We start from the raw sequence: 19,015 nt of genomic DNA, 5'->3' as shown, positions 1-19,015 counted from the left end.
CATCTCCTTATCCCCGCACTAACGGTCTATTTCTTGGCTCCACAGCCAGAGCACACATAACCATCCTGCTCTTTCTCATCATATGCTTTTTGTGTTTGTATTTTCTCGTAATGTCCAGTAGCTTCATGATGAATCTTTTCTGTTCCCGTCTGCACTTGAACCCATTCAGAATGCCATCCACCATTTCCACCTTCTAATGCATGCGCTTTATTATGCGCGGATTCGCAGCCTGTTATATCTTCCCCGCACTGATTACAAACATTCTTATAAACCGTTTCATAAATCGGCACATACTCATCCCATGCTACCGAATCCTGTACCCATCGTTCTTCATACTGTGCATCATGATGGACGGTCTTATAATTTACCTCCCAGCTATGCTGATGCTCCGGTTTAGAAGGCTTGGATGGTTGAGATGGCTTAGAGGAAGGTTTATTATTTGTCCCAGTGTTATTATTACTGCTACTCTTATCAGGTTTCTTCGTTTTGCTGTTATCCGTATCCTTGGTAACGGTTTTTTTATTACCGGACTCCGGCTTATCCACACTTACTGTCTGCGCTTTATCCGCCATATCTGACTTGGTCGTTGATACTGTTTTATCTTTCTCGCCTGTCGACTTTTCTCCCTCTGGTTCTTCTGCTTCCTCCACAGTTTCTACTCCCATGTTTTCACCACTGTCCGATTTGCTTATCTGCTTCTGTGGCATCACACCAACCACATCTTTTTCATCTTCGACTTTGTTTGACGCTGCAACCGAGTTTTCTTCTGCTCCAGGTGCACCACACCCTAACACAAGCGCTACCGTTAATAGAACGGCCATCGCGCATCTCAAAAACCTTGTTCTCCATTTCATAGTTACACATCCCATTATTCCCACACTGACAACCTATTTCCTGGCTCCACATCCAGGACACACATAGCCGTCCTGCACTTTTTCATCATATGCTTTTTGTGTTTGTATTTTCTCGTAATGCCCTGTAGCTTCATGATGAATCTTTTCGGTCCCTTTCTGTACTTGAATCCATTCAGAATGATGTCCCCCACCTTCGCCCGCAAGGGCATGTTTCTTTGCATGATCTGCCGGACTTCCTTCGATATATTGACCACATACATTGCATACATTTTTTTCAACATATTCGTAAATCGGCACATACTCATCCCATGCTGCTGAATCCTGTACCCATCGTTCTTCATACTGTGCATCATGATGGACGGTCTTATAATTTACCTCCCAGCTATGCTGATGCTCCGGTTTAGAAGGCTTGGATGGTTGAGATGGCTTAGAGGAAGGTTTATTATTTGTCCCAGTGTTATTATTACTGCTACTCTTATCAGGTTTCTTCGTTTCGCTGTTATCCGTATCCTTGGTAACGGTCTTTTTACTACCCGGCTCCGGCTTATCCACACTTGCTGTCTGCGCTTTATCCGCCTTATCTGATTTTGTTGTTGATACTGTTTTATCTTTCTCGCCTGTCGGCTTTTCGCCCTCTGGTTCTTCTGCTCCCATGTTTTCACCGTTGTCCGATTTGCTTATCTGTTTCTGTGGCTTCACACTGACCACATCTTTTTCATCTTCGACTTTGTTTGACGCTGCAACCGAGTTTTCTTCTGCTCCAGGTGCACCACACCCTAACATAAGCGCCATCATTAACAGAACTACCATCGTGCATCTCAAAAATCTTGCTCTCCATTTCATAGTCACACCTCCCTATAACTGAACCCTTCCTGAATTGATCTCAATCTCAAAACACATATCATACATGGCCTGGAAAACGATGATCGCCATAGAACATTTATACCTTTTAGCGACTTCCTGCAGCTTTGCTTTCGTTTCCTCCGGGATAATAATCTGATCCATTTGGTCTCTGGCCACATAATCCGGATCTGTCCTTTTTTTAATCAAAAATTCCGGATTGATTTCCTGATCGCCTTTAAGGAATTTATTGATTGCCAGATTCGCAAATGCCGAATTCTCAATCCCCATTTCACCCGCATGTTTGAGAGCTGCTATTTTTAATCCATAAGTTGTATAATAACAAATTTTATTCTTCATCTATCCGCCCCTTTCCGATCTATTGAATCAATTTTTTTAATGTTTGTATCGCTTTTTCATATTGCTTCATCTTACTTTCTTTTAACATGACCTTTCCACAATCCAAGGCTTCCTCAATCGGCCGAATATCCTCATTCCAGGCTTCGCGCGTTAGCGCAATTTCTTTTTCCTTCCTCTCAACATGCTTCTGGACATCTTTTTTTTCAATGACATCTTCCGCCTGTTCTACAATCTTCCTCTGTTCTTCCGGCTCCAGTTTGGATAGAGCATGTGCCGTTTCCAAAGTGGCTTTCCCAGCCAGAAGAGCGGCCTTTACTTCCTCCGCTCCCTTCCGTTCTACCTCCTCCAATTTCTGCTCTGTCCCAACACTGATTCCCATTTCTGCTGCGACCAATTCCCGCACTCTTTTCCCGGAAATATTTTTCTGTTCTATCACATTCCCTTCCTGATCAGTGTAATCAATATAACTCTCTCCAGCAGCCTTTAATGCCTTGTATATTTTACGCCAGCGCTGAGACTCCAAATATAAATCGCCATCTGTCTTCTCCCGATACTTATTCGATACTGCAATAGCAAACTCTTCCTTTAGGTCATCATCCAGCGGAAGTGGTATATCATCAAGTTCTTTGATATAGCAGGGAATCTGATAATCTGTCATGATTCCTCTCTCTTTATTGAGGCGAATCGCACGCAGCCGTCTCTCGCCTGTCAAAAGTATATATTCGAAATCTTCCTCACCATCCTTTTCTGTATAATCTCTTAATACCAACGGTTGTTCTAATCCATGATTCATAGCGATCAACTGCGCCATCTCTTCAATATCATTTTTACTGACATCACGGTTCAGCGGATTATATGCGATTTTTTCTTCTGTTACATATACGATATCCATAGTCAGATTATCAACATTTTTATATTTCTGGGATATCCCACTGAGCAGTCCGTTTCCGATCTCTACTTCCGGGGTCTCTGTTTTTCTCATCATGCCCTGTTTAAATTTCATGCTGCATTTCCTCCATGTATTCTTTCAGCACTTTTTTACCATTACGTTCCATTAAATATCGCGCAATCCAAATATAATTATAAACTGAATCACTCTTCTTATCAAGTTCATATAAAGTTTTGACTTTTCCCGGTGCCTGCTCTGCACAAGTATTCTGCCGTATTGTCCAGGGAAGGAATTTATCTCCCAATGCTTCCTGACAGTCTGCCCACGCTTCCTGACAGATACGCTTCCTTTTATCATATTGCACTAAAAAGCATCCGGAGAGTTTCAAATTAAGATTATAACTCTGTACAGTCTTAATAAGGTGCATGATATTTGCTATCCCGTCCCTGGAACTCTCATCACTCTTACTGGGAATCAGGACGCCATCTGCAGCAACCAGGGCATTTATATTCAGCAAAGAGACGCCCGGCCCACAGTCTATAATACAATAATCGTATTCACCTTTTACTTTCTCCAACTGCATTTTCAGTCTGAACTGTTGCGGAAGGCTAACGTCACTAAGCAGCTTGTTTTCCGCCTCTGAGAGCGTAAGGTAAGCGGGCAGCAAATCTACCTGTTCAAACCGTGTATGTACAATACAATCGTGGATATCTTTTTCCGGGTCAAGCAGGACGTCCTCCAATGTATTTTCACAGAGAGCCACCTTTTGCTCTATCTTTTCGCGCAAAGAATAGTTTTTTGCTCTTCTCCCCGTAAACCCCATAATCTTACTTGAATTTGCCTGTGGATCATCATCTACAAGCAGAACCTTCTTATCAAACTCAACTCCCATAATCGCCGAAAGAGTTGTGGCAGTCACTGATTTTCCGACTCCTCCTTTGTTATTGAGAATTGCTATTGTTTTCATTCTCCTCATTTATATCCCCTTCTTCATTTTTAAATTGTGTTTATATTATAGTGTTATACAATTATGATGTCAATAGTTTTGAAGTAAAATTTTGCAGCACATCTTGGCTTTGCCCCGTGACAGAAATGTCACGTCCTTTACAGCCTCTTTGCGTGACATTTCTGTCACGCGATCACCTTTCTCGCCTCAATGGTCCGCAAAATCAACGGACTCGAATCTCCTGTTCCATAGATTGTTCAAATTCGTATTCCTGGAGCGCACGCCTGCTCTCTCTTCTTACCTCTCCCTGTAGCCGGGAAATTGCTCTTGACAGCTTTACACCTTCATGTCCTTTTAACTGCATATTGCTTTTCTGTTTTAAACTTTTCAAAAAATTATCTGCATATTCATTTCCCAGGCTCTTTGCCTGTTTGAACCAATATTCGGCCATCCGAAGCTCTTTTCTTGACTGGCCGCCCTGGAGATACAAACTTCCCAGTTGTAGCTGTGCATATTCGTTACCGCTCTCTGCAAGCGGCCTAAAACATTCCATCGCTTTGCTGCGATTATATAACGGACTGTCTTTATCACGATATAACTGTCCTAATGCAAAGCGGCTCATATCATTTCCATTTTCAGCTAATCTTCTCAAATAACTTTCCGCTTTCTCCGGATTATATAAATCAGACTGCTTATAGGAGTACAGCCTGCCAAGTTGGTAGTCTGCATATTCAAACCCTTTCGCCGCCGACTGTTTCAAGTATTGTTCGGCTTTCCTGTAGTCTAGCATTTCCGGTACTTTCAAATACATTTTTCCCAACATGTACTGTGCATACGGATTTCCCTGCTTTGCAGAAAGAGACAGATAATGTTCTGCCTTTTCATAATCTTGTATTCCCGGGAGTTCTCTTAAGTACAACTTCCCTAATGCATATTGTGCCTCCACTTGGTTGTGTTCACTTGCGCTTTCAAGATACCGGACCGCCAATTTCACTTTATCAATTTCACCGCTTTCTGCATAGATTCTTCCTAATGCCACATTTGCATAAACATTTCCAAAGTAAGCCGCCTTTTCATAGCAACGGACCGCTTCCGGCAAATTCCGCTCACTCCCCTGCCCTTTTTCATACATAGCCCCAACCCTATAATAGAGTTTATCGTCCGGCCGTTCTTCCAATATTTTCACAAATCCTGAAAGTGCCTTTTTGTAATGTTCTCCGGCCTTCTCAATATCCTTCCCTGTTCCTACTCCCTTCTCATACATCTTTCCAAGTTCATAATCCGCATACGGCATAGAATCTTTAGCTGCTTGTCCAAACATTTCAAATGCTGCATGTAGGTTCTTTTCCACACCACAGCCATCACGCCACAAAAGTCCCTGTGAATACCTCGCATATTTTGAATTGCTTTTTTCATAATAAGAAAATGCCTGCCCGTAATCCTGTTTCACTCCTTTTCCGCTCTGATACATTCTGCCAATCCGATAGGAGACATAATTTTCAAGTAATTCTTTCTTCTCACTCTTTACACCGTTCTTATCCAATTCCATTAAACCACGAAAGGATTGTTCATAATAAAGAGACGCCTTTTCCTCATTCATCTCTGTCCAGCGTCCATGATAAAACATATCACCCAAATCATACATCGCCAGCACATTCCCGCGTTCTGCCTCTAAAGACATTTCTACAAAAGCCCGATCCAGCTGAGGCGCTTCTTCTTTCGTCCCATACAAAAATTTTCTAGCCGCTTTATATTCTTTCGTCCATTCCAAATATGTATCTTCATCCGGGTAATCTATGATATCTTCAATGCTGCTTCCATACTCTTCCAATACATCATCAGATATAGTCTGTATTTCCGGCATATCACCATACTGAATTTCTTCCGGTATCTTTTTTAGTAAACTCTCCTCTTGTAATTCCTTATCATATGCCTTCATCTCTTTCAAAATAGCATTTCCAAGCCGGGCATATAAATCTTCCGTCTTATGAAACAAATAATCTGCATTACTATTACTTTTCCCATACAGCTTATGGTAAACGTCATTCTGTTCCCGTATAAGTTCTTTAAGTTCCAAAAATTCTTTTAATTGGTACTTCTGGATAAACCGCAGGCTCAGGTCATCAATTAACGGCTTTAACGCGCGCATATGCGAATTATTATAATTCCAGTAGCTCTTGTTCTTCGGCAGCTGGTCATAAATAGTCAGAAACTCATGCTGAAACATTACATCTGTATGAAGAATCGTCTCCTTTTTCTTTGCCACGATGGATTTTCGAATCAAGTCGTTAATCTGAATATTCATCTTCTTTTCCCCAAGTATGGAATTTGTGATATAACTCCGGCATTTCTTAATCGATGATGGTTTAAACTTTCCAACGATTTCTTCCTGCATTTTCCCATCACGTTCATACAGTTTTTTCCTTCGGGTAGGCATCGGCTCTACTATAGCCAAATGTACATGAATATTATCTGTATTATAATGAAATGAGCCGACCCACACTGCATGATCTAAATTCTCATTATGCAGCATCCGTTTCACTCCATTGCGGACATATTCACGCATATGTATCTCATCCAGCCAGTGGTCTGAGGAACGGTACATGCCATTCTCTTCCAAAAAAGAATTATCAAAACTGATAATCGGCTGCCATAACAAAGAGCCATTCGCCTGCGCTTTTTCAAATATCCCCTGCCATTTTTTCATTTCTGCTTTTGACAGGCTGTCCCGCTTTGCCGTAAATAACCCCGTCGATTTTTCAGGATTTCCCATATAGGACTCCATATACTCTTCAAATTGTTCCTGCTTTTTTAATACGCTTTCTCTTTTAGCTTCTGCACGGTCTTTATACCACAGATAATTACCAAATCCTTTCGTTCCCGTAGGAGCGACAAATTTATTTCTCACAACAACTCCCGGTGTGTTTCCCATATATCCTCCATCACGTAAAATTTTGTCACGTCTTTCCCAACTCGCATCGCGTGACATTTCTGTCACACCTCTTCCGACTCGCATCACGTGACATTTCTGTCACGCCTTTTCCGCCCGCACCACGTGACATTTCTGTCACGCCTTTTCCGCCCTGCATCACGTGACATTTCTGTCACGGCCTTTTCCGCCTTACATCACGTGACATTTCTGTCACGTCTTTTCCAACCACACCACGTGACATTTCTGTCACGCCTTTTCCGCCCGCACCACGTGACATTTCTGTCACGTCTTTTCCGCCCCACCACGTGACATTTCTGTCACGTCTTTTCCAACCACACCACGTGACATTTCTGTCACGCCTTTCCCATAATCTGGATTAACGTCTCTTAGAAGCAAGATATTTTCTCTTTCTGCTGCGTTCTGCAATCCTGCTTCTATGTACTTCTTCCGACTTTTTTATGAACTCAGATTTGGTAAGCGAAGCCGGAATACACTTCAAACTTTTTTCTGGTTTTAAAATCATATATGAATTAATATAATCGACTAACGCATTTGTATTTTTCTCAATCTGCCTATTCCCTATAACAAGCGAAGAAAATACTTCTCTTAGCTCCTTATTTACTTGTGCATATATATCCCTCTCTAACTTTTCTTTTTCCCGGTCATCCTGATAGGTTTCCAGTATATGCACCAATGCCTGTACTTCCGAATGATAACCTTTCTCCTGCTTTACCCTCTGTATGATTGCGATATCATGCTCAGGAAGGTTAAATATCTTTTTCACTTTCCAGCCTCCTCTCCAGCTCCTGAAGCATATACAGAATCTGCTTATGCCGCTCCTCCTGGTTCCGGTCCATCAGCCGGAACAAGCTGTAATATTTGTTCTCAATCTCATCTGCCTCTGACATCAACGTCATCTGCCTGAAATGCCATCGCAGGAACTCTTCTCTTTTTGGTTTTCCCGTACCGCTTACGAACCCATTTTCCCTTGCCATCTCATCTAATGTTCTGATAACTACTGGTTCTACATTTCTTACTCTTATTTCCACCTGTTCAGTCCTTTCCCAACACCTGTTTTCCTCGCGTGACATTTCTGTCACGCCAGAATTGTATACTTCCCTTCCCCATAGTCATTATAAACCAGCACATTTTCCAATGCAATATATACTATAAATTTGACATATTTAGATATATATTCGATATATTAGGTCCTAAAAAAAGGGACAAATCAAAAGTTTAGGAAACACCTGCCAATCCGCAGGAAATCGGTTGGCACTGCCAACCCCACCGCTTGCGGTGGACAGATTTCGCTTGTGCTCTTCTACTCTTATGTAATTCTATCTTTATTTTCTCTTTGATTGGGAAACATCAGATACCTATCTGATACTCCATTTTCTCTTAAATATATTCGTAAAAGAGAGGAGACCTTTTTAAAGTCTCCTCTCCTTTGCAAATTTGCTAACATATATTTTATGGGTTAATTTCAAATCAGAAACTGGTTTATATTATTTTACTCAAAATACGAGTTACCCAGTTAGTAATCATTGGTCTAAAAATGAATACCAAGATAATAAGTATAAGCAACATAATTATAAATTCAATAATTCCTTTCTTCATATATCCCCCTATCATGGAAGAGGGGATATACCCTCTTCCATCCTGTCCTATACAATCAACCTTCCCTCTTTGATAGAATAGTAGTAAACGCAATCACCTAATATTTCTGTGTCCGGAATCATGTCTGCATTAACCTCATCTACCATACCCTCCAAATGAGATCGGGTCATCACTCCGTCATCTGGAACCAATATCCATTCATGAATACTACTTGGAATAAGATAGAAATTCGTTTTGATGACATCCGCCGCCCTCTTGAGTGTATCATCATACAATATGACTGAAGCGCCTGTATGAATGATATCATTTGTTAAAACATACATAGAATCAGTCAGCGGATTTATCTCCATCGGGAAGAGCACCGGAGTATTGTGAACCGCATTCTCATACACTTCCTGTTCCGACACTCCCCAACGCTGTAGGAGTTCATCTTTAATCAACATCGTCGCGGTCTCATCACCAGACTTTTCAAGCAAAAGATAGAATACAATCGCTAAGTCATGAAATTTTTTGTAGGGAATTTCTGCTAATAAGTCTTTGTTCTTTTCAGCATTAATAAGCTGATATACAATTCTATCTTTCATCTCTTCGTAATCTATGACTCGTTCAAAATCCGGTTTTATTTCATAAATTGCTTTCTTATAAAGCATACACATTATTCCGGCAAGTTCTTCAACCTCCCTTCCATGCTGATAAGATTCATAAAACTCATCGAGATAAATAATAGGCGCTGTATGATTCTTGTGTTTTTCAAAAACAAATCCCTTTCTAATCGCGCCGTTGTTTTTTGTAGCTGTGTGCAAGGTAATGCTCACATCACTTTCTACTCTTTTTTTAACTTCCTGCAACATTCTTTCAATAAAATCTTCGTACTTCATATCTTTGTACTCCTTTCTTTTTATAGTGTAATTATACTATAAAATAGCGGGTATGTACACATCTCGGTTTTTTTGTTATTGGGGCTCAATAATATACTGCAATTTTTCTCATTTTCTGTTGAGTCCTTCAAAATGAGACAAAGAAATTTTTTTTCAGGCGGATCCACCGCGCAGAGAGTGGAGAAAGCACCGGCTTTCAGGAAAATGCAGGGAGCGAAGTTGAGCAGTTTCTATAGTCTTCCATTGCGCGTGACATTTCTGTCACAGGAAAAGGGACTTACGCAGTCCCCTTTCCTGTTTATATATTCATCTTCTCGCTCTTAACGAACACGATTATCACTTGTTTTGTTTCCTCGAAGACTCTATATACTATGATATGCTTCTTAACCACTAATCTCCGGTACTTTTTCCCTTTATGCTCACCTTTATTTAATTCTGTCCCACGATACGGCATATACTCCAATGACAGTATTGCCTTTTCTATAGCGCCGATCACCTTCTCTGCAACCGTATTATCAAGAGACCTATCGCAGATATCAGCATATATACCCCTTATCATTCCCTTCACTTCCGTTGGAATCATAACGCAATATTTATCCAAGGTATTCCCTCCTCAAATCTGCTAACACTGTCCTTGCTTCCAGCAAAATACACTCATCATTATTTTTTTCTCTCTCAAATCTAGTAATCGCCTCGTCGATCTCCCGCTGCATCTGGCCATCGTCCTCTTCCGCAAGCTCTGCAATGTTTTCTAATATATTAACAACAAAAATCATTTTTTTATCATCGATCTGCTCTAACAGCATCATGGCCCTTTCTCTTTCACTCATGTCAGTACTCCTCTCTATGTTGAATCTCTATATTTTTAATTATATTATACACACTCTTTTCCCTCTTTTTCAATATCCTCTTTCCTTTTCATTATTACATTCTTACACCTACATTCATTTGTTAACTCTTTAGAAACAGAATTAACTTTAAATACCTTCCCAATGACCGTACCTTTTCGCGTCATTCAAAATCTATTAAAAAGCCGAAATAAACTATAAACTATATTTGGATTATTTCATTGACTTTCTTAATTGGAAGAATTAAAATAAAAAGGGAGGTGTTCAGATGTTAGTATACAAAATCAATGTAATAGCCGCGCTAAAAGAAGCCGGATACAGTAGTACAAAAATATTAAAAGAGAATATACTTAGCCAGTCTGCAATGCAAAAACTTAGAAAAGGGGATATGATAGGAATAAAGACATTGGAACAGCTTTGCGAATTGCTGAATATGCAGCCAGGCGAGATCATTATGCACGCAAAATAAACCAAATATAGTTTAAATGTGTATTGACTTTAAACCATATTTGGTTTATAATGATATTAAGTTAAGAGCGGCAAGGCTTTAACGAAAAGATTGGAGGAAAGGATATGGTACAAGAAATGGGGATGACAGATTTACAGTTTAAAAGCTGGCTAAAACAAATCATCAGAGGACTCGAAGGAGCTAAAGAGGAAAGCACCAAGGAAGACACCGACAAGAAACTTGATGAACTGCTGAAAGATTTAAAAGAGGACCTGCAAGGTTAGAGGCAACGAGGAGGGCGGGCTTGCCACCGCTCCCCGTCTAAGATATAGTAACAGAAATCCGAACTAAAGTAAACGTTATTTTACAATTCTACACAAGAGCAAAATCGCAACAAAACCTTTTGTTTTTCGTTACTGGAATTTCAAGATTACCTATCTCTGTGAAATGCAGATCCGCAAATTCATTTTGCTATCATAGCTTTTATGCAATCATGAAACTCCCTTTATTAACTCAACCAGTAATGCAACGCCGTCTGCTATTCCTTGCCGATAAGCTACCCGGCCATATTCATTTGCTCTTTCATTGTCTGCACTTAATACCTCGTCGATCTGATTCCATTGCTCTCTTGTAAGGCCTAAATGATTCATTTTTTTCGTAGCTTTTACTACCTTTTCGCGAACCTCTGAATATTTTGCATCTTTTTCCAGCATCTTTTCTAATGTTTCATTAACTCTTATCCGCATAAGGCAGTCTATAACAGATTCCTGTTTTTCCGCCTCCTCTTGTGACCGCGCAATCCGATCGGAGAGCCAATAACTTATGTTCTTATGAGCGATCCCCGCCTTTTCTTTCGGTTTAGCGACAAGCTCCCCGCCCGTCATATCATTTTGCAACAACCTCCCCAGCTTCATTCCTATTTCCGTATAAATAAGCGATATCTCATATTCAAGCTCATTTGCAGCATTTATCAACTCTTCCGCACTCGCTTTGCCATACTTCCCTGCAGTTCTGTCAAATTTTTGATGCGCTTTCTCCAGACGCATTTCCAAATCCCCTTGGTCGGCGCAAGGTTCAAAACCATACAGCAGATATTTCACAATCCCCTGCATTGTCGCCTTCTCATAGATAGATTTAGTGAAATCCATTTTATTTTCTCCTTATCTCACTGGATGCTTTCTGATCGGCAGTCGCTTTGATAGGCATCCTTACATGACTCGATGATTATCCATTATACTCGGATATTCGTACATATTCAATGCCAAAATATCTCTTTAAAATATTCATAAAGACAGCAGGAGAATTTAAAAATGATCAGTTATAAGCCATTATTCAAGACCATGGAGGAGAAAGGAATCTCGTCCTATTATTTATTCAAAAAGGGATTCTCGAAAGCCACTTTTTATTCCATCAAGCAGGGAAACAGTATTAGTACAAATACAATCAACCAGCTATGCAAATTGCTGAACTGCACAGTTTCCGACATCATAGAATTCATTGATGATGAATCAGAATGACCTACAGATATCCTCAGATTTTACACTTACTTTCAAGAACACCTTATTCCACTGCAGCATAAAAATACTGTATGACAGTTTCGACACCGGTGCCAGGCTTTTCCGGAAAATCTGTCATACAGCCGTTATTTTATGCATTCCCCCGATGTTTCTATAATCATACAAAAATCACAAAATTTCAGGCAATCGGCATGCACTCTCTTCTTTTTCTTTACGTTCATCAAACCAATTACCTTCTTTGGCATTCGCGGCCTGATTTTTCAAGATAACATACGCTCCATATTCTTCAAATGTCACCTCAGATTCGTTGATTAATTAACTATATTTCTTCACCCATAAACCGTTCATATTCCTGAAGCCATTTTAATACTTTTTCCATTTCCTCCTCAAAGGTCCCCGGCTTGGATCCGTCCCAGTCAGATCTTGACTCTTTGTAGTCCTCCCAAACTTCCTTTATCATTTCTTGCCTGTCTGCAATAAATTGCTTTTCTTCCTCAATGGTCAGATGTTGATACGATTCCCACTCTTCCCTACTTGCATATGCCTGCACACCATCACTGTCAAAAATGTCTTTCCATGTATAGGATTTCCCCTTCCAATCCTCCATTACTCCCGTTGCGAGTTCGGTTTCCTGCCTTTTTATTGATGCCTCGCTTTCTTTTATCTCCTTCCAGATTTTTCCAAATTCATCAATATAGTCCCACTCAATAAGATGTTTTAAAAATGTCTCCTCCGGGAACATACCGAACCAGCACCTATTGAACCACTGTTCTGCATACATCCGCTCATCAGATCCATTTGTATGTGCTCCGTGAATAAGGTCTGCAATAATGCTTTCAACAAGGTATTCCACCGTTATATCATGTGCGCCCGTCAACCGTATGATATCATCAGCATCCTTATCTGATAAATGGATTTTTAATGTCCTTTCCTTTTCTGTTATAGCTTTCAAATTATTTTTTTCGTTTGCTCCACCCATTTTTTAAGTTCCTCCTATAATCCTCTGCTTTTTTCAACCATCGCTCATTTAACCAGCTAAAATATATGTGTGACAATTTTTTCACGTAAGACTGATATGGCCATTGCCAAAACTAAACAAATAGCAATGGCCATTACATCAGCCAACACATCACCACCACTCCCCCCTCTCATTATAGTGCCAGTACATGCCATCCTGATACCTGATACACAAATGGCCCTCCTGATCGAACCAAACATCCTGTATCTCTCCATGCTGCCACTTTTCAACTGCCTTTTGATGTACTGCATGCGCACGTGCAGCAAGCTGTTTCATTTTAAGTGATGCCTCTTGATATTCTGTCGCTTTCTTCATCTCTCCCGCCTCCATTCGAACTTTCAGAAAAATTCTTTACTTTACGCCAGATCCTATAAATCTCCAGTTCCTTTTTTAAGCACTTCAAATTCAAAAACCGTACACCAGACATACTGCCGATTGCTTTTCTTATCAAATTTGTTTTCTACAATCCCCCGGATCACTCTGATCCGCTCCTGGTTTCTTAACTGCTGTGCCGGTTCATATGCCGCGCCCTTAAAGTATACAGTCCAGTTTTGGTATATAAACTGCGGTTCTCCCTCGGCGCTGTGGACTGATTTACAGGTGGAGCCTATTGCCGCTATCGTATTTTTTTGACTCCTGGATACTTCCGGTTTCCATATGGTCATTTTCGTTTCTGCTATTTGTAACATCTTTTTGTCCTCCTTTTTATTATAGTATAATTATACTATAATATCGAGACACTGCATACAATCCGGTTTTTTTGTTATTGGGCATTCCATAAACATAAGATGATTTTCTGCATCTGGAAATTATTTTATATTGCATATATACTATAATTATGTTATTATAAATGTAAAGAAGCGAGGTGATCTATTATGGACTTGAAGTACAAAAAGATTCAAAAATCTTTCCGCCTAAGCGAGGACTTAGTACAATATCTGGAAGATACCTACGACGGAAAAAATCTGACCGAGAAGCTGGAGGCCATGATACAACACTGCATTCTTGAGAAACCTCGGCTTGATAAAGAAATCGCTTTTCGGAAGAAAGAGCTGGCAAGACTGAAGAAAGAGGCCTCGCGCATTGAAGCTCTGAACTCAAAAATCCAGAGTATTCAATATCATCTGGATGCTGCATGTGATCTATTAAAATAATTTTAATAGATGTCGACAGTATGAAACTGACGACACTCCTTTCTTTTTACTGCAGAGATATATTCTCTGCAGTGTTTTTTCTAAAATCACTCCCCGGCTTCCAGTTCTTATTCATTTTCATCTTCTTCGATTTCCGCGGGCGGCTCCTCCTCTTTTTTCCCGTCGTCCACCAATTCTTCCAGCGTCGTACCATACAGATTCAGGATTCTCAATAATCGATCCATTCGCGGTATTCTCGCGCTGTTTTCATACATTCCGATACACTGACGAGTGACGCCTATCTCCTTCGCCACCTCTTCCATAGTCATTCCACATTTTTTTCTGCACTTTTTTAAATTCGATGCAACACACTTTTTCACCGCTTCATTTTTATTCATCTTTCGTTTCTCCGCTCTCTAAATTTTTATAGGTACCAATGTCTGTACCTCAAAAATAATCTGCATTAGCACCTGCAGGAGTTCCCGCCTTACGTCCGGATAAAGAAGCGACAGGCAGCCGATAGCAGCCATCAGTATCAGAACTATTTGTATTAGCAGCTTAATGCCACTGATACAAAGCCGTAAAATAAATTTTAAGGCGCTTTTTTTCTCTTTGATAATGACGTTCTCCTCTGCATGATATTTTTCTCTTAATTCTGCCTGTAAGGCCGCTTTACGCTGTTCTTTCTTTATGTCATCTACCAGGCCTTTTTTATACTTTGCCATGTTTCCTCCTTCTTGTCAGGAACCAGCCTCTTTTTTTAGCATTTGGCTCCTCTTCCTGCTTCTGTTCCAAAGGAAATAACTTTTCATACATCTCATCCCCCGAATATAGAAATCTGTCCGGAACATACGGAGCAAAAAATGTATGGTCTGCTTTCTCCTCCATCAGGAGCCGTACCTCTTCCTGATCCTGCTCTGGAACAAACGTAAAAATATAATGGATATTGTCATAGAACACATTTCCCATGATATTCTTAGTCTGGTCAAGCTCATCCGGCTCCGCCCCACAGGTCATAATCTTGATATTCTTTTCAGAATAAGAGATCTTATTAAAGTCACGCGAAGTATACACGCCATAATCATATACAAAATAGTCATAATTCAAAGTCAGTATCTCCGAAAGAAAATCCATGTTACAGAACATGTCAAGTCCGTTTACCCTGATTTTGAAGATTTGCTTCATTCCTCTTGCGTCCAGCCGCTCTTCAATCTGGCAGTCTTCATCCGAATACCATTCCGCGATCCGCTTTACGAAATCAGACTGGTTTGCCTCGATGTAACAGGCGTGATAGCCTTTGGCAAGCAGATATTTCACGATCTGGACAGCCTGTGTCGTTGTGCCTGTTCTGGTCATAACGCCTGCCACTGCAATAGATTTCAAATTTGTCTTAATGATCACCTGCTTTTGTGTATCCCCACTCTCTATGGCCGAATCGTCCTTTTGATATTTTTCTCCTGCCAATATCGCCCGCAGTTCTTCCTTTCGCTCGCCCAATGTCAATGTGAAAATATACAGGTTTATCCCATATCTTTTGAATTCCCGTATCACGGTGCTCTCTTCCGACATCCCCGGTGCAAAAATGATCACTTTCGCATTATTGGAATTCTTCAGCTTTAATATTTCTGTTGCAAGAACATACGGTGGATTCGTATACTGATCCAGATCAAAAATCATATAACTGCACGGGACAGCCAGGATTCTCCTTTCCTGATTCATGATGTCGCTGCTTGCAGGGATCAGATTCAATTCTTCTTTGTATTGTTGGGCCACACTCTCTGCAAAATAGGATTTTTCGGGGGATCCAATAAATGTTATCATGTCTCTTTCTCCTTAAGATAAAAATTCTATGTAAGACAACCAGACCATTTCCCGGACGTACCGGCGTCTCGTCTTGTCTTACATTTCTAATTCCAGGGCTTCTCGGCCGTACTGTACGCCATTTTCACGTTCAAGCTCATCTTTCTGCATTCTTGTCTGCTTTTCAATGATTTTCTGTTTCGCCGCGCCGGTTGGCGCTGTTGTTATCCGGCGAGGCGCTTTTGACGCTGTTTTTGCTGCTATGTCTGCGGTTGTTCTTGGTGCGAACTTTTGAAAGAAGCGCTGTTTTAATTCATCATTCCAGTCGAATCCCGGTGTATTCGGTATCCATTGCTTTAGTTCTCCCGCCACTTTAAGTTCTTCCCGCAGATACTTTGCATACACTTTCATAGCATTTAGCCCCGGCTCATCATGATTCAGGGCGAAAATATAACGGGAAAATTCCGGACAGTTTTCTGTGATTGTTTTAATGGGCATTCCCTTTCCTGTACCGGATAGGGCAAGATAGCTGTATGTATGGTAGTCCAATCCCTGGTCTGCCATCACCGACATAATGCTCATCGCTTCGATCACGCTCTCCGTAATCACGACCGAATCAGACTGGTTATCTATGAAAAATCCTTTTTCATAATCGCTGCCATCCACATCCCTCACAAATTTTCTTTCTGTATTCGTACCTCTTATGCAGCCAAATACCGGCTCTCTTTCCTGCCCTTCCTTCGTATAGTCATAAGCCACAAAAACGCAGTTGTTTCTCACATCCTGATACAGCATCTTCTTATCAACGAATTCCTGTACTACATCCTTACTTATGAAACGGCTCCTTGTCAGATAAGCAAAAACATTACGCATATGTCCAGCCGCTTCCGGAAGCCGCAGCCCCTCCAGTCTTTCTTTAGTTGCCGGTGCTTCCTTACGCTTTTTGGCATATCCATACATTGGTTTTTGTTCCAGACTATATCCACGTTCTTCCAGCTTCTGCTCAAATTCAGAAAGTACCTCCGCAAGGCTCTTTGAAGTGAATTCCAATGCAAAATCAATCACTGACCCGCCTTTTCCAACACTCTTTCCCATACCTGGCACCGAATTCCTCCAGAAACAATTCTTATCTGCATCAATCCTGACTGAATCATGTTCCCGTAGTTTAATATGTCGGGAACCTGCGGACTGATAGGGCGACAATCCGATTTCCCTTGCATAGTCTTCAATTCTAATTTCCTCTTTGATCCTACGGTACAACTCCTGCTTTTCTTCCGGTGTCTTCCACTTTTTATTCATGCCCTATGCCCCCTTCATACTTGCTCAATAACTCTGTTTCCTTTTCTATTCTCGCCTGATATTCCCGAACATTCTCTTCACCTTTTCTGACCTCGCTTCTGCTTGCCTCAATGCGCGATTCTATTTCAGATATCTGGCTTTGTGTTTTACTCTGCTCTTCCTCTGTCTGGTAATCCTTTTTAGCACGCAGTTCCCGAACCCTTGCTATCCCATTCTCAACCGTCTTCTCTTCCTGTTCAATCTTGTCCTCCTCCAGCCGGATCAGTTTTTCCAACTCCCCAATCTCCCTTTCTATTTTCTCCGCTTCGTATTCATCTGTTGTTTTTGTATGAATACTTTTTTGGGTAATTGAATTTCTGTCCCCATACACAGCCAGATCTGTCCCCTCTCCTTCCCCGGGAACAGACACATGAAGTGCTACGACTGTATATCTTTTGGGAATTTCTTTAATCTGGATAACAAGCATATCCTCTGTTTCCGCAACCGCCTCCACCTTCATGGCTCCTTCATTATATTCGCTTGCTGCATAAGAATAATTCCGGATACCATCAAGGGACTCATTTTTATCTATGCTGAGTTCCACCTCCATGAGGGAATTCTCCGGGTCATAGTCCCAGCGTTTCATCTGTATGGTCCGATCATTCCAGGATAAGTCAGAATTAAATTCCGTGATTTCAATCATAGACGGCGTCCCTCTGAATACCTGGTTGGAAGTCAGAAAAAAAACGTTCCCGATAACAAAAAAAATCAAAAAAACTTTCAAATACCATGTGTCATCCCGCCTTATTTTTTGCCATAATCCCCCAGAATTCTTCTCCATCCAAATCCCTCCTGTTCTGATTCCATCTTTCTCTACTTATTTTCTGAATCTCTATCTGTATGTCGGTATAGCTCAGAGTTTTCGTATGCCTTATATTCAAATTTCTCTCTCGTCACACTAAGATGTTCTTTTTCAAATGGAATTTCCACATTTTCCACATCCCCGAGAAGTTCCTCCAGTTCATAATCGAAATTCGTATGTTCTTTCCAGTAGCCTTGCACCTTCTTAAGGAGTTTTTCCTCTACGATGTATAGCTGCACATTTCCGCTAAGCTCCGGCAATCCTCTTGCTATATCCTTCAGGGCTTCATATGTTTCTGCGCTCTCTTGCTCTTTCGGCGCATAAAACAAATAAACTGCGTATCTGCTTCCCTCTTTTAGTTCCTGGAAAGCCTCAATACTCATATTGAAATCTGCCGAATCCATAGCTTTACTCCCTGTCCTTGCTTTAAGGACAAAATCTCCCGGCATATTCTTAATATTCTCCTCCATCTTCCTTTCAATCTTCCGAAATACACATGCCGCCACATACTCATCGTTCAGGTAAGATCCGTCTCTGGCCGCTTCGGCCTCAAACAGGATATCCGGCTGCTCCCTGGAATATGCCAGGACGCCGACCGAACCTGCTGATCTGTCATATCCGTAATATTCGGCAATACCAAATTTCTGGTTATATTTTTCTTCCAGCATCCTTAAGACATTCTCCTCATTCTTTCCTCCGCCCAGCGCGCAAGCAGCCAAATTCATTACAGCTGTCGCCATTACAAAACTGCTTACAATCTTTTTTAATAACTCATTCATCTGCGTCACCTCCATC

25 protein-coding genes are annotated in these 19,015 nt (G+C 40.9%); 4 read left to right on the top strand and 21 right to left on the bottom strand.

All coding sequences use genetic code 11. The features are described from left to right. Positions 1-26 precede the first annotated feature (26 nt). The 11 genes from ABXS75_11005 to ABXS75_10955 form a co-directional block, all read right to left on the bottom strand. The gene (locus tag ABXS75_11005; protein XCP83612.1) at positions 27-854 is read right to left on the bottom strand and encodes a hypothetical protein; all 828 of its coding nucleotides are present in this window, start codon (positions 852-854) and stop codon (positions 27-29) included. 33 nt (positions 855-887) lie between these two features. Beyond that, the gene (locus tag ABXS75_11000; protein XCP83611.1) at positions 888-1,697 is read right to left on the bottom strand and encodes a hypothetical protein; all 810 of its coding nucleotides are present in this window, start codon (positions 1,695-1,697) and stop codon (positions 888-890) included. 12 nt (positions 1,698-1,709) lie between these two features. Further along, positions 1,710-2,054, bottom strand: a complete 345-nt coding sequence (locus ABXS75_10995; GenBank protein ID XCP83610.1) for a hypothetical protein — start codon at positions 2,052-2,054, stop codon at positions 1,710-1,712. Positions 2,055-2,073: 19 nt separating this feature from the next. Continuing rightward, the gene (locus tag ABXS75_10990; protein ID XCP83609.1) at positions 2,074-3,057 is read right to left on the bottom strand and encodes a ParB N-terminal domain-containing protein; all 984 of its coding nucleotides are present in this window, start codon (positions 3,055-3,057) and stop codon (positions 2,074-2,076) included. Beyond that, entirely contained in the window at positions 3,047-3,910 is an 864-nt protein-coding gene (locus ABXS75_10985; GenBank protein ID XCP83608.1) for an AAA family ATPase, read from the bottom strand. Before ABXS75_10985 ends, ABXS75_10990 begins: the two co-directional genes overlap by 11 nt. Before the next feature lie 202 nt (positions 3,911-4,112). After that, a complete protein-coding gene (gene mobP2, locus ABXS75_10980; protein XCP83607.1) occupies positions 4,113-6,821 on the bottom strand; it encodes a MobP2 family relaxase in 2,709 nt (902 codons plus the stop codon). 376 nt (positions 6,822-7,197) lie between these two features. Continuing rightward, complete coding sequence (locus ABXS75_10975) at positions 7,198-7,605, bottom strand: hypothetical protein (protein XCP83606.1); 408 nt, start codon at positions 7,603-7,605, stop codon at positions 7,198-7,200. Next, positions 7,589-7,870: a hypothetical protein gene (locus ABXS75_10970; GenBank protein XCP83605.1), complete on the bottom strand. Its 282-nt coding sequence runs from the start codon at positions 7,868-7,870 to the stop codon at positions 7,589-7,591. Before ABXS75_10970 ends, ABXS75_10975 begins: the two co-directional genes overlap by 17 nt. 615 nt (positions 7,871-8,485) lie before the next feature. Beyond that, positions 8,486-9,316 carry a DUF5688 family protein gene (locus ABXS75_10965; GenBank protein XCP83604.1) on the bottom strand — a complete coding sequence of 277 codons (831 nt, stop codon included), beginning with the start codon at positions 9,314-9,316 and terminating at the stop codon, positions 8,486-8,488. Between the two features lie 298 nt (positions 9,317-9,614). Beyond that, entirely contained in the window at positions 9,615-9,917 is a 303-nt protein-coding gene (locus ABXS75_10960) for a type II toxin-antitoxin system RelE/ParE family toxin (GenBank protein ID XCP83603.1), read from the bottom strand. Next, complete coding sequence (locus ABXS75_10955; GenBank protein XCP83602.1) at positions 9,910-10,146, bottom strand: hypothetical protein; 237 nt, start codon at positions 10,144-10,146, stop codon at positions 9,910-9,912. The genes ABXS75_10960 and ABXS75_10955 overlap by 8 nt, the downstream gene beginning before the upstream one ends. Before the next feature lie 286 nt (positions 10,147-10,432). On the opposite strand from ABXS75_10955, the gene ABXS75_10950 reads away from it, so the two are divergent. Continuing rightward, positions 10,433-10,633 carry a helix-turn-helix domain-containing protein gene (locus tag ABXS75_10950; GenBank protein XCP83601.1) on the top strand — a complete coding sequence of 67 codons (201 nt, stop codon included), beginning with the start codon at positions 10,433-10,435 and terminating at the stop codon, positions 10,631-10,633. Between the two features lie 104 nt (positions 10,634-10,737). Then, positions 10,738-10,896 carry a hypothetical protein gene (locus tag ABXS75_10945; GenBank protein XCP83600.1) on the top strand — a complete coding sequence of 53 codons (159 nt, stop codon included), beginning with the start codon at positions 10,738-10,740 and terminating at the stop codon, positions 10,894-10,896. Between the two features lie 207 nt (positions 10,897-11,103). On the opposite strand, the gene ABXS75_10940 is transcribed toward ABXS75_10945, so the two are convergent. Next, a complete protein-coding gene (locus ABXS75_10940; protein ID XCP83599.1) occupies positions 11,104-11,760 on the bottom strand; it encodes a hypothetical protein in 657 nt (218 codons plus the stop codon). 162 nt (positions 11,761-11,922) lie between these two features. Here ABXS75_10940 and ABXS75_10935 point away from each other — a divergent pair, with 162 nt between their 5' ends. Then, positions 11,923-12,129: a helix-turn-helix domain-containing protein gene (locus ABXS75_10935; protein XCP83598.1), complete on the top strand. Its 207-nt coding sequence runs from the start codon at positions 11,923-11,925 to the stop codon at positions 12,127-12,129. Positions 12,130-12,448: 319 nt separating this feature from the next. Here ABXS75_10935 and ABXS75_10930 read toward each other — a convergent pair whose 3' ends face one another. The 3 genes from ABXS75_10930 to ABXS75_10920 all read right to left on the bottom strand — a co-directional run bounded on the left by ABXS75_10930 (position 12,449) and on the right by ABXS75_10920 (position 13,836). Next, positions 12,449-13,108, bottom strand: a complete 660-nt coding sequence (locus ABXS75_10930; GenBank protein ID XCP83597.1) for a hypothetical protein — start codon at positions 13,106-13,108, stop codon at positions 12,449-12,451. Positions 13,109-13,258: 150 nt separating this feature from the next. Beyond that, positions 13,259-13,462, bottom strand: a complete 204-nt coding sequence (locus ABXS75_10925; protein XCP83596.1) for a hypothetical protein — start codon at positions 13,460-13,462, stop codon at positions 13,259-13,261. 53 nt (positions 13,463-13,515) lie between these two features. Next, positions 13,516-13,836, bottom strand: coding sequence for a hypothetical protein (locus tag ABXS75_10920; protein XCP83595.1), 321 nt, complete (start codon positions 13,834-13,836; stop codon positions 13,516-13,518). A 186-nt stretch (positions 13,837-14,022) separates the two neighbouring features. Between ABXS75_10920 and ABXS75_10915 the strand changes: the two genes are divergently transcribed. Then, entirely contained in the window at positions 14,023-14,301 is a 279-nt protein-coding gene (locus ABXS75_10915; GenBank protein ID XCP83594.1) for a hypothetical protein, read from the top strand. Positions 14,302-14,408: 107 nt separating this feature from the next. On the opposite strand, the gene ABXS75_10910 is transcribed toward ABXS75_10915, so the two are convergent. The 6 genes from ABXS75_10910 to ABXS75_10885 all read right to left on the bottom strand — a co-directional run bounded on the left by ABXS75_10910 (position 14,409) and on the right by ABXS75_10885 (position 18,999). Next, a complete protein-coding gene (locus tag ABXS75_10910; GenBank protein ID XCP83593.1) occupies positions 14,409-14,678 on the bottom strand; it encodes a helix-turn-helix transcriptional regulator in 270 nt (89 codons plus the stop codon). Positions 14,679-14,696: 18 nt separating this feature from the next. Further along, complete coding sequence (locus tag ABXS75_10905; protein XCP83592.1) at positions 14,697-15,005, bottom strand: hypothetical protein; 309 nt, start codon at positions 15,003-15,005, stop codon at positions 14,697-14,699. Further along, positions 14,992-16,101, bottom strand: coding sequence for a hypothetical protein (locus ABXS75_10900; protein ID XCP83591.1), 1,110 nt, complete (start codon positions 16,099-16,101; stop codon positions 14,992-14,994). Before ABXS75_10900 ends, ABXS75_10905 begins: the two co-directional genes overlap by 14 nt. Before the next feature lie 78 nt (positions 16,102-16,179). Continuing rightward, positions 16,180-17,379 (bottom strand): DUF3991 and TOPRIM domain-containing protein, encoded by a 1,200-nt coding sequence (locus ABXS75_10895; protein XCP83590.1) that lies wholly within the window; start codon positions 17,377-17,379, stop codon positions 16,180-16,182. Further along, positions 17,372-18,199 (bottom strand): hypothetical protein, encoded by an 828-nt coding sequence (locus ABXS75_10890; GenBank protein ID XCP83589.1) that lies wholly within the window; start codon positions 18,197-18,199, stop codon positions 17,372-17,374. Before ABXS75_10890 ends, ABXS75_10895 begins: the two co-directional genes overlap by 8 nt. 32 nt (positions 18,200-18,231) lie before the next feature. Then, on the bottom strand, positions 18,232-18,999 hold the full coding sequence (locus ABXS75_10885; GenBank protein ID XCP83588.1) for a hypothetical protein: 768 nt from the start codon (positions 18,997-18,999) through the stop codon (positions 18,232-18,234). Between the last annotated feature and the right edge of the window lie 16 nt (positions 19,000-19,015).

The sequence above is a fragment of the Roseburia hominis genome (assembly GCA_040702975.1).
Lineage (GTDB): Bacteria > Bacillota > Clostridia > Lachnospirales > Lachnospiraceae > Allocoprococcus > Allocoprococcus hominis_A.
Note: the sequence above shows the minus strand (reverse complement) of the source record. Positions and strands in the feature narration are given on the sequence as shown.

What these genes read in the sequence shown, in the direction of transcription:
- ABXS75_11005 (XCP83612.1), bottom strand. Translation starts at nt 854, where the DNA reads ATGAAATGGAGAACAAGGTTTTTGAGATGCGCGATGGCCGTTCTATTA.
- ABXS75_11000 (XCP83611.1), bottom strand. Translation starts at nt 1,697, where the DNA reads ATGAAATGGAGAGCAAGATTTTTGAGATGCACGATGGTAGTTCTGTTA.
- ABXS75_10995 (XCP83610.1), bottom strand. Translation starts at nt 2,054, where the DNA reads ATGAAGAATAAAATTTGTTATTATACAACTTATGGATTAAAAATAGCA.
- ABXS75_10990 (XCP83609.1), bottom strand. Translation starts at nt 3,057, where the DNA reads ATGAAATTTAAACAGGGCATGATGAGAAAAACAGAGACCCCGGAAGTA.
- ABXS75_10985 (XCP83608.1), bottom strand. Translation starts at nt 3,910, where the DNA reads ATGAAAACAATAGCAATTCTCAATAACAAAGGAGGAGTCGGAAAATCA.
- mobP2 (XCP83607.1), bottom strand. Translation starts at nt 6,821, where the DNA reads ATGGGAAACACACCGGGAGTTGTTGTGAGAAATAAATTTGTCGCTCCT.
- ABXS75_10965 (XCP83604.1), bottom strand. Translation starts at nt 9,316, where the DNA reads ATGAAGTACGAAGATTTTATTGAAAGAATGTTGCAGGAAGTTAAAAAA.
- ABXS75_10955 (XCP83602.1), bottom strand. Translation starts at nt 10,146, where the DNA reads ATGAGTGAAAGAGAAAGGGCCATGATGCTGTTAGAGCAGATCGATGAT.
- ABXS75_10950 (XCP83601.1), top strand. Translation starts at nt 10,433, where the DNA reads ATGTTAGTATACAAAATCAATGTAATAGCCGCGCTAAAAGAAGCCGGA.
- ABXS75_10945 (XCP83600.1), top strand. Translation starts at nt 10,738, where the DNA reads ATGGTACAAGAAATGGGGATGACAGATTTACAGTTTAAAAGCTGGCTA.
- ABXS75_10940 (XCP83599.1), bottom strand. Translation starts at nt 11,760, where the DNA reads ATGGATTTCACTAAATCTATCTATGAGAAGGCGACAATGCAGGGGATT.
- ABXS75_10935 (XCP83598.1), top strand. Translation starts at nt 11,923, where the DNA reads ATGATCAGTTATAAGCCATTATTCAAGACCATGGAGGAGAAAGGAATC.
- ABXS75_10930 (XCP83597.1), bottom strand. Translation starts at nt 13,108, where the DNA reads ATGGGTGGAGCAAACGAAAAAAATAATTTGAAAGCTATAACAGAAAAG.
- ABXS75_10925 (XCP83596.1), bottom strand. Translation starts at nt 13,462, where the DNA reads ATGAAGAAAGCGACAGAATATCAAGAGGCATCACTTAAAATGAAACAG.
- ABXS75_10920 (XCP83595.1), bottom strand. Translation starts at nt 13,836, where the DNA reads ATGTTACAAATAGCAGAAACGAAAATGACCATATGGAAACCGGAAGTA.
- ABXS75_10915 (XCP83594.1), top strand. Translation starts at nt 14,023, where the DNA reads ATGGACTTGAAGTACAAAAAGATTCAAAAATCTTTCCGCCTAAGCGAG.
- ABXS75_10910 (XCP83593.1), bottom strand. Translation starts at nt 14,678, where the DNA reads ATGAATAAAAATGAAGCGGTGAAAAAGTGTGTTGCATCGAATTTAAAA.
- ABXS75_10905 (XCP83592.1), bottom strand. Translation starts at nt 15,005, where the DNA reads ATGGCAAAGTATAAAAAAGGCCTGGTAGATGACATAAAGAAAGAACAG.
- ABXS75_10900 (XCP83591.1), bottom strand. Translation starts at nt 16,101, where the DNA reads ATGATAACATTTATTGGATCCCCCGAAAAATCCTATTTTGCAGAGAGT.
- ABXS75_10895 (XCP83590.1), bottom strand. Translation starts at nt 17,379, where the DNA reads ATGAATAAAAAGTGGAAGACACCGGAAGAAAAGCAGGAGTTGTACCGT.
- ABXS75_10890 (XCP83589.1), bottom strand. Translation starts at nt 18,199, where the DNA reads ATGGAGAAGAATTCTGGGGGATTATGGCAAAAAATAAGGCGGGATGAC.
- ABXS75_10885 (XCP83588.1), bottom strand. Translation starts at nt 18,999, where the DNA reads ATGAATGAGTTATTAAAAAAGATTGTAAGCAGTTTTGTAATGGCGACA.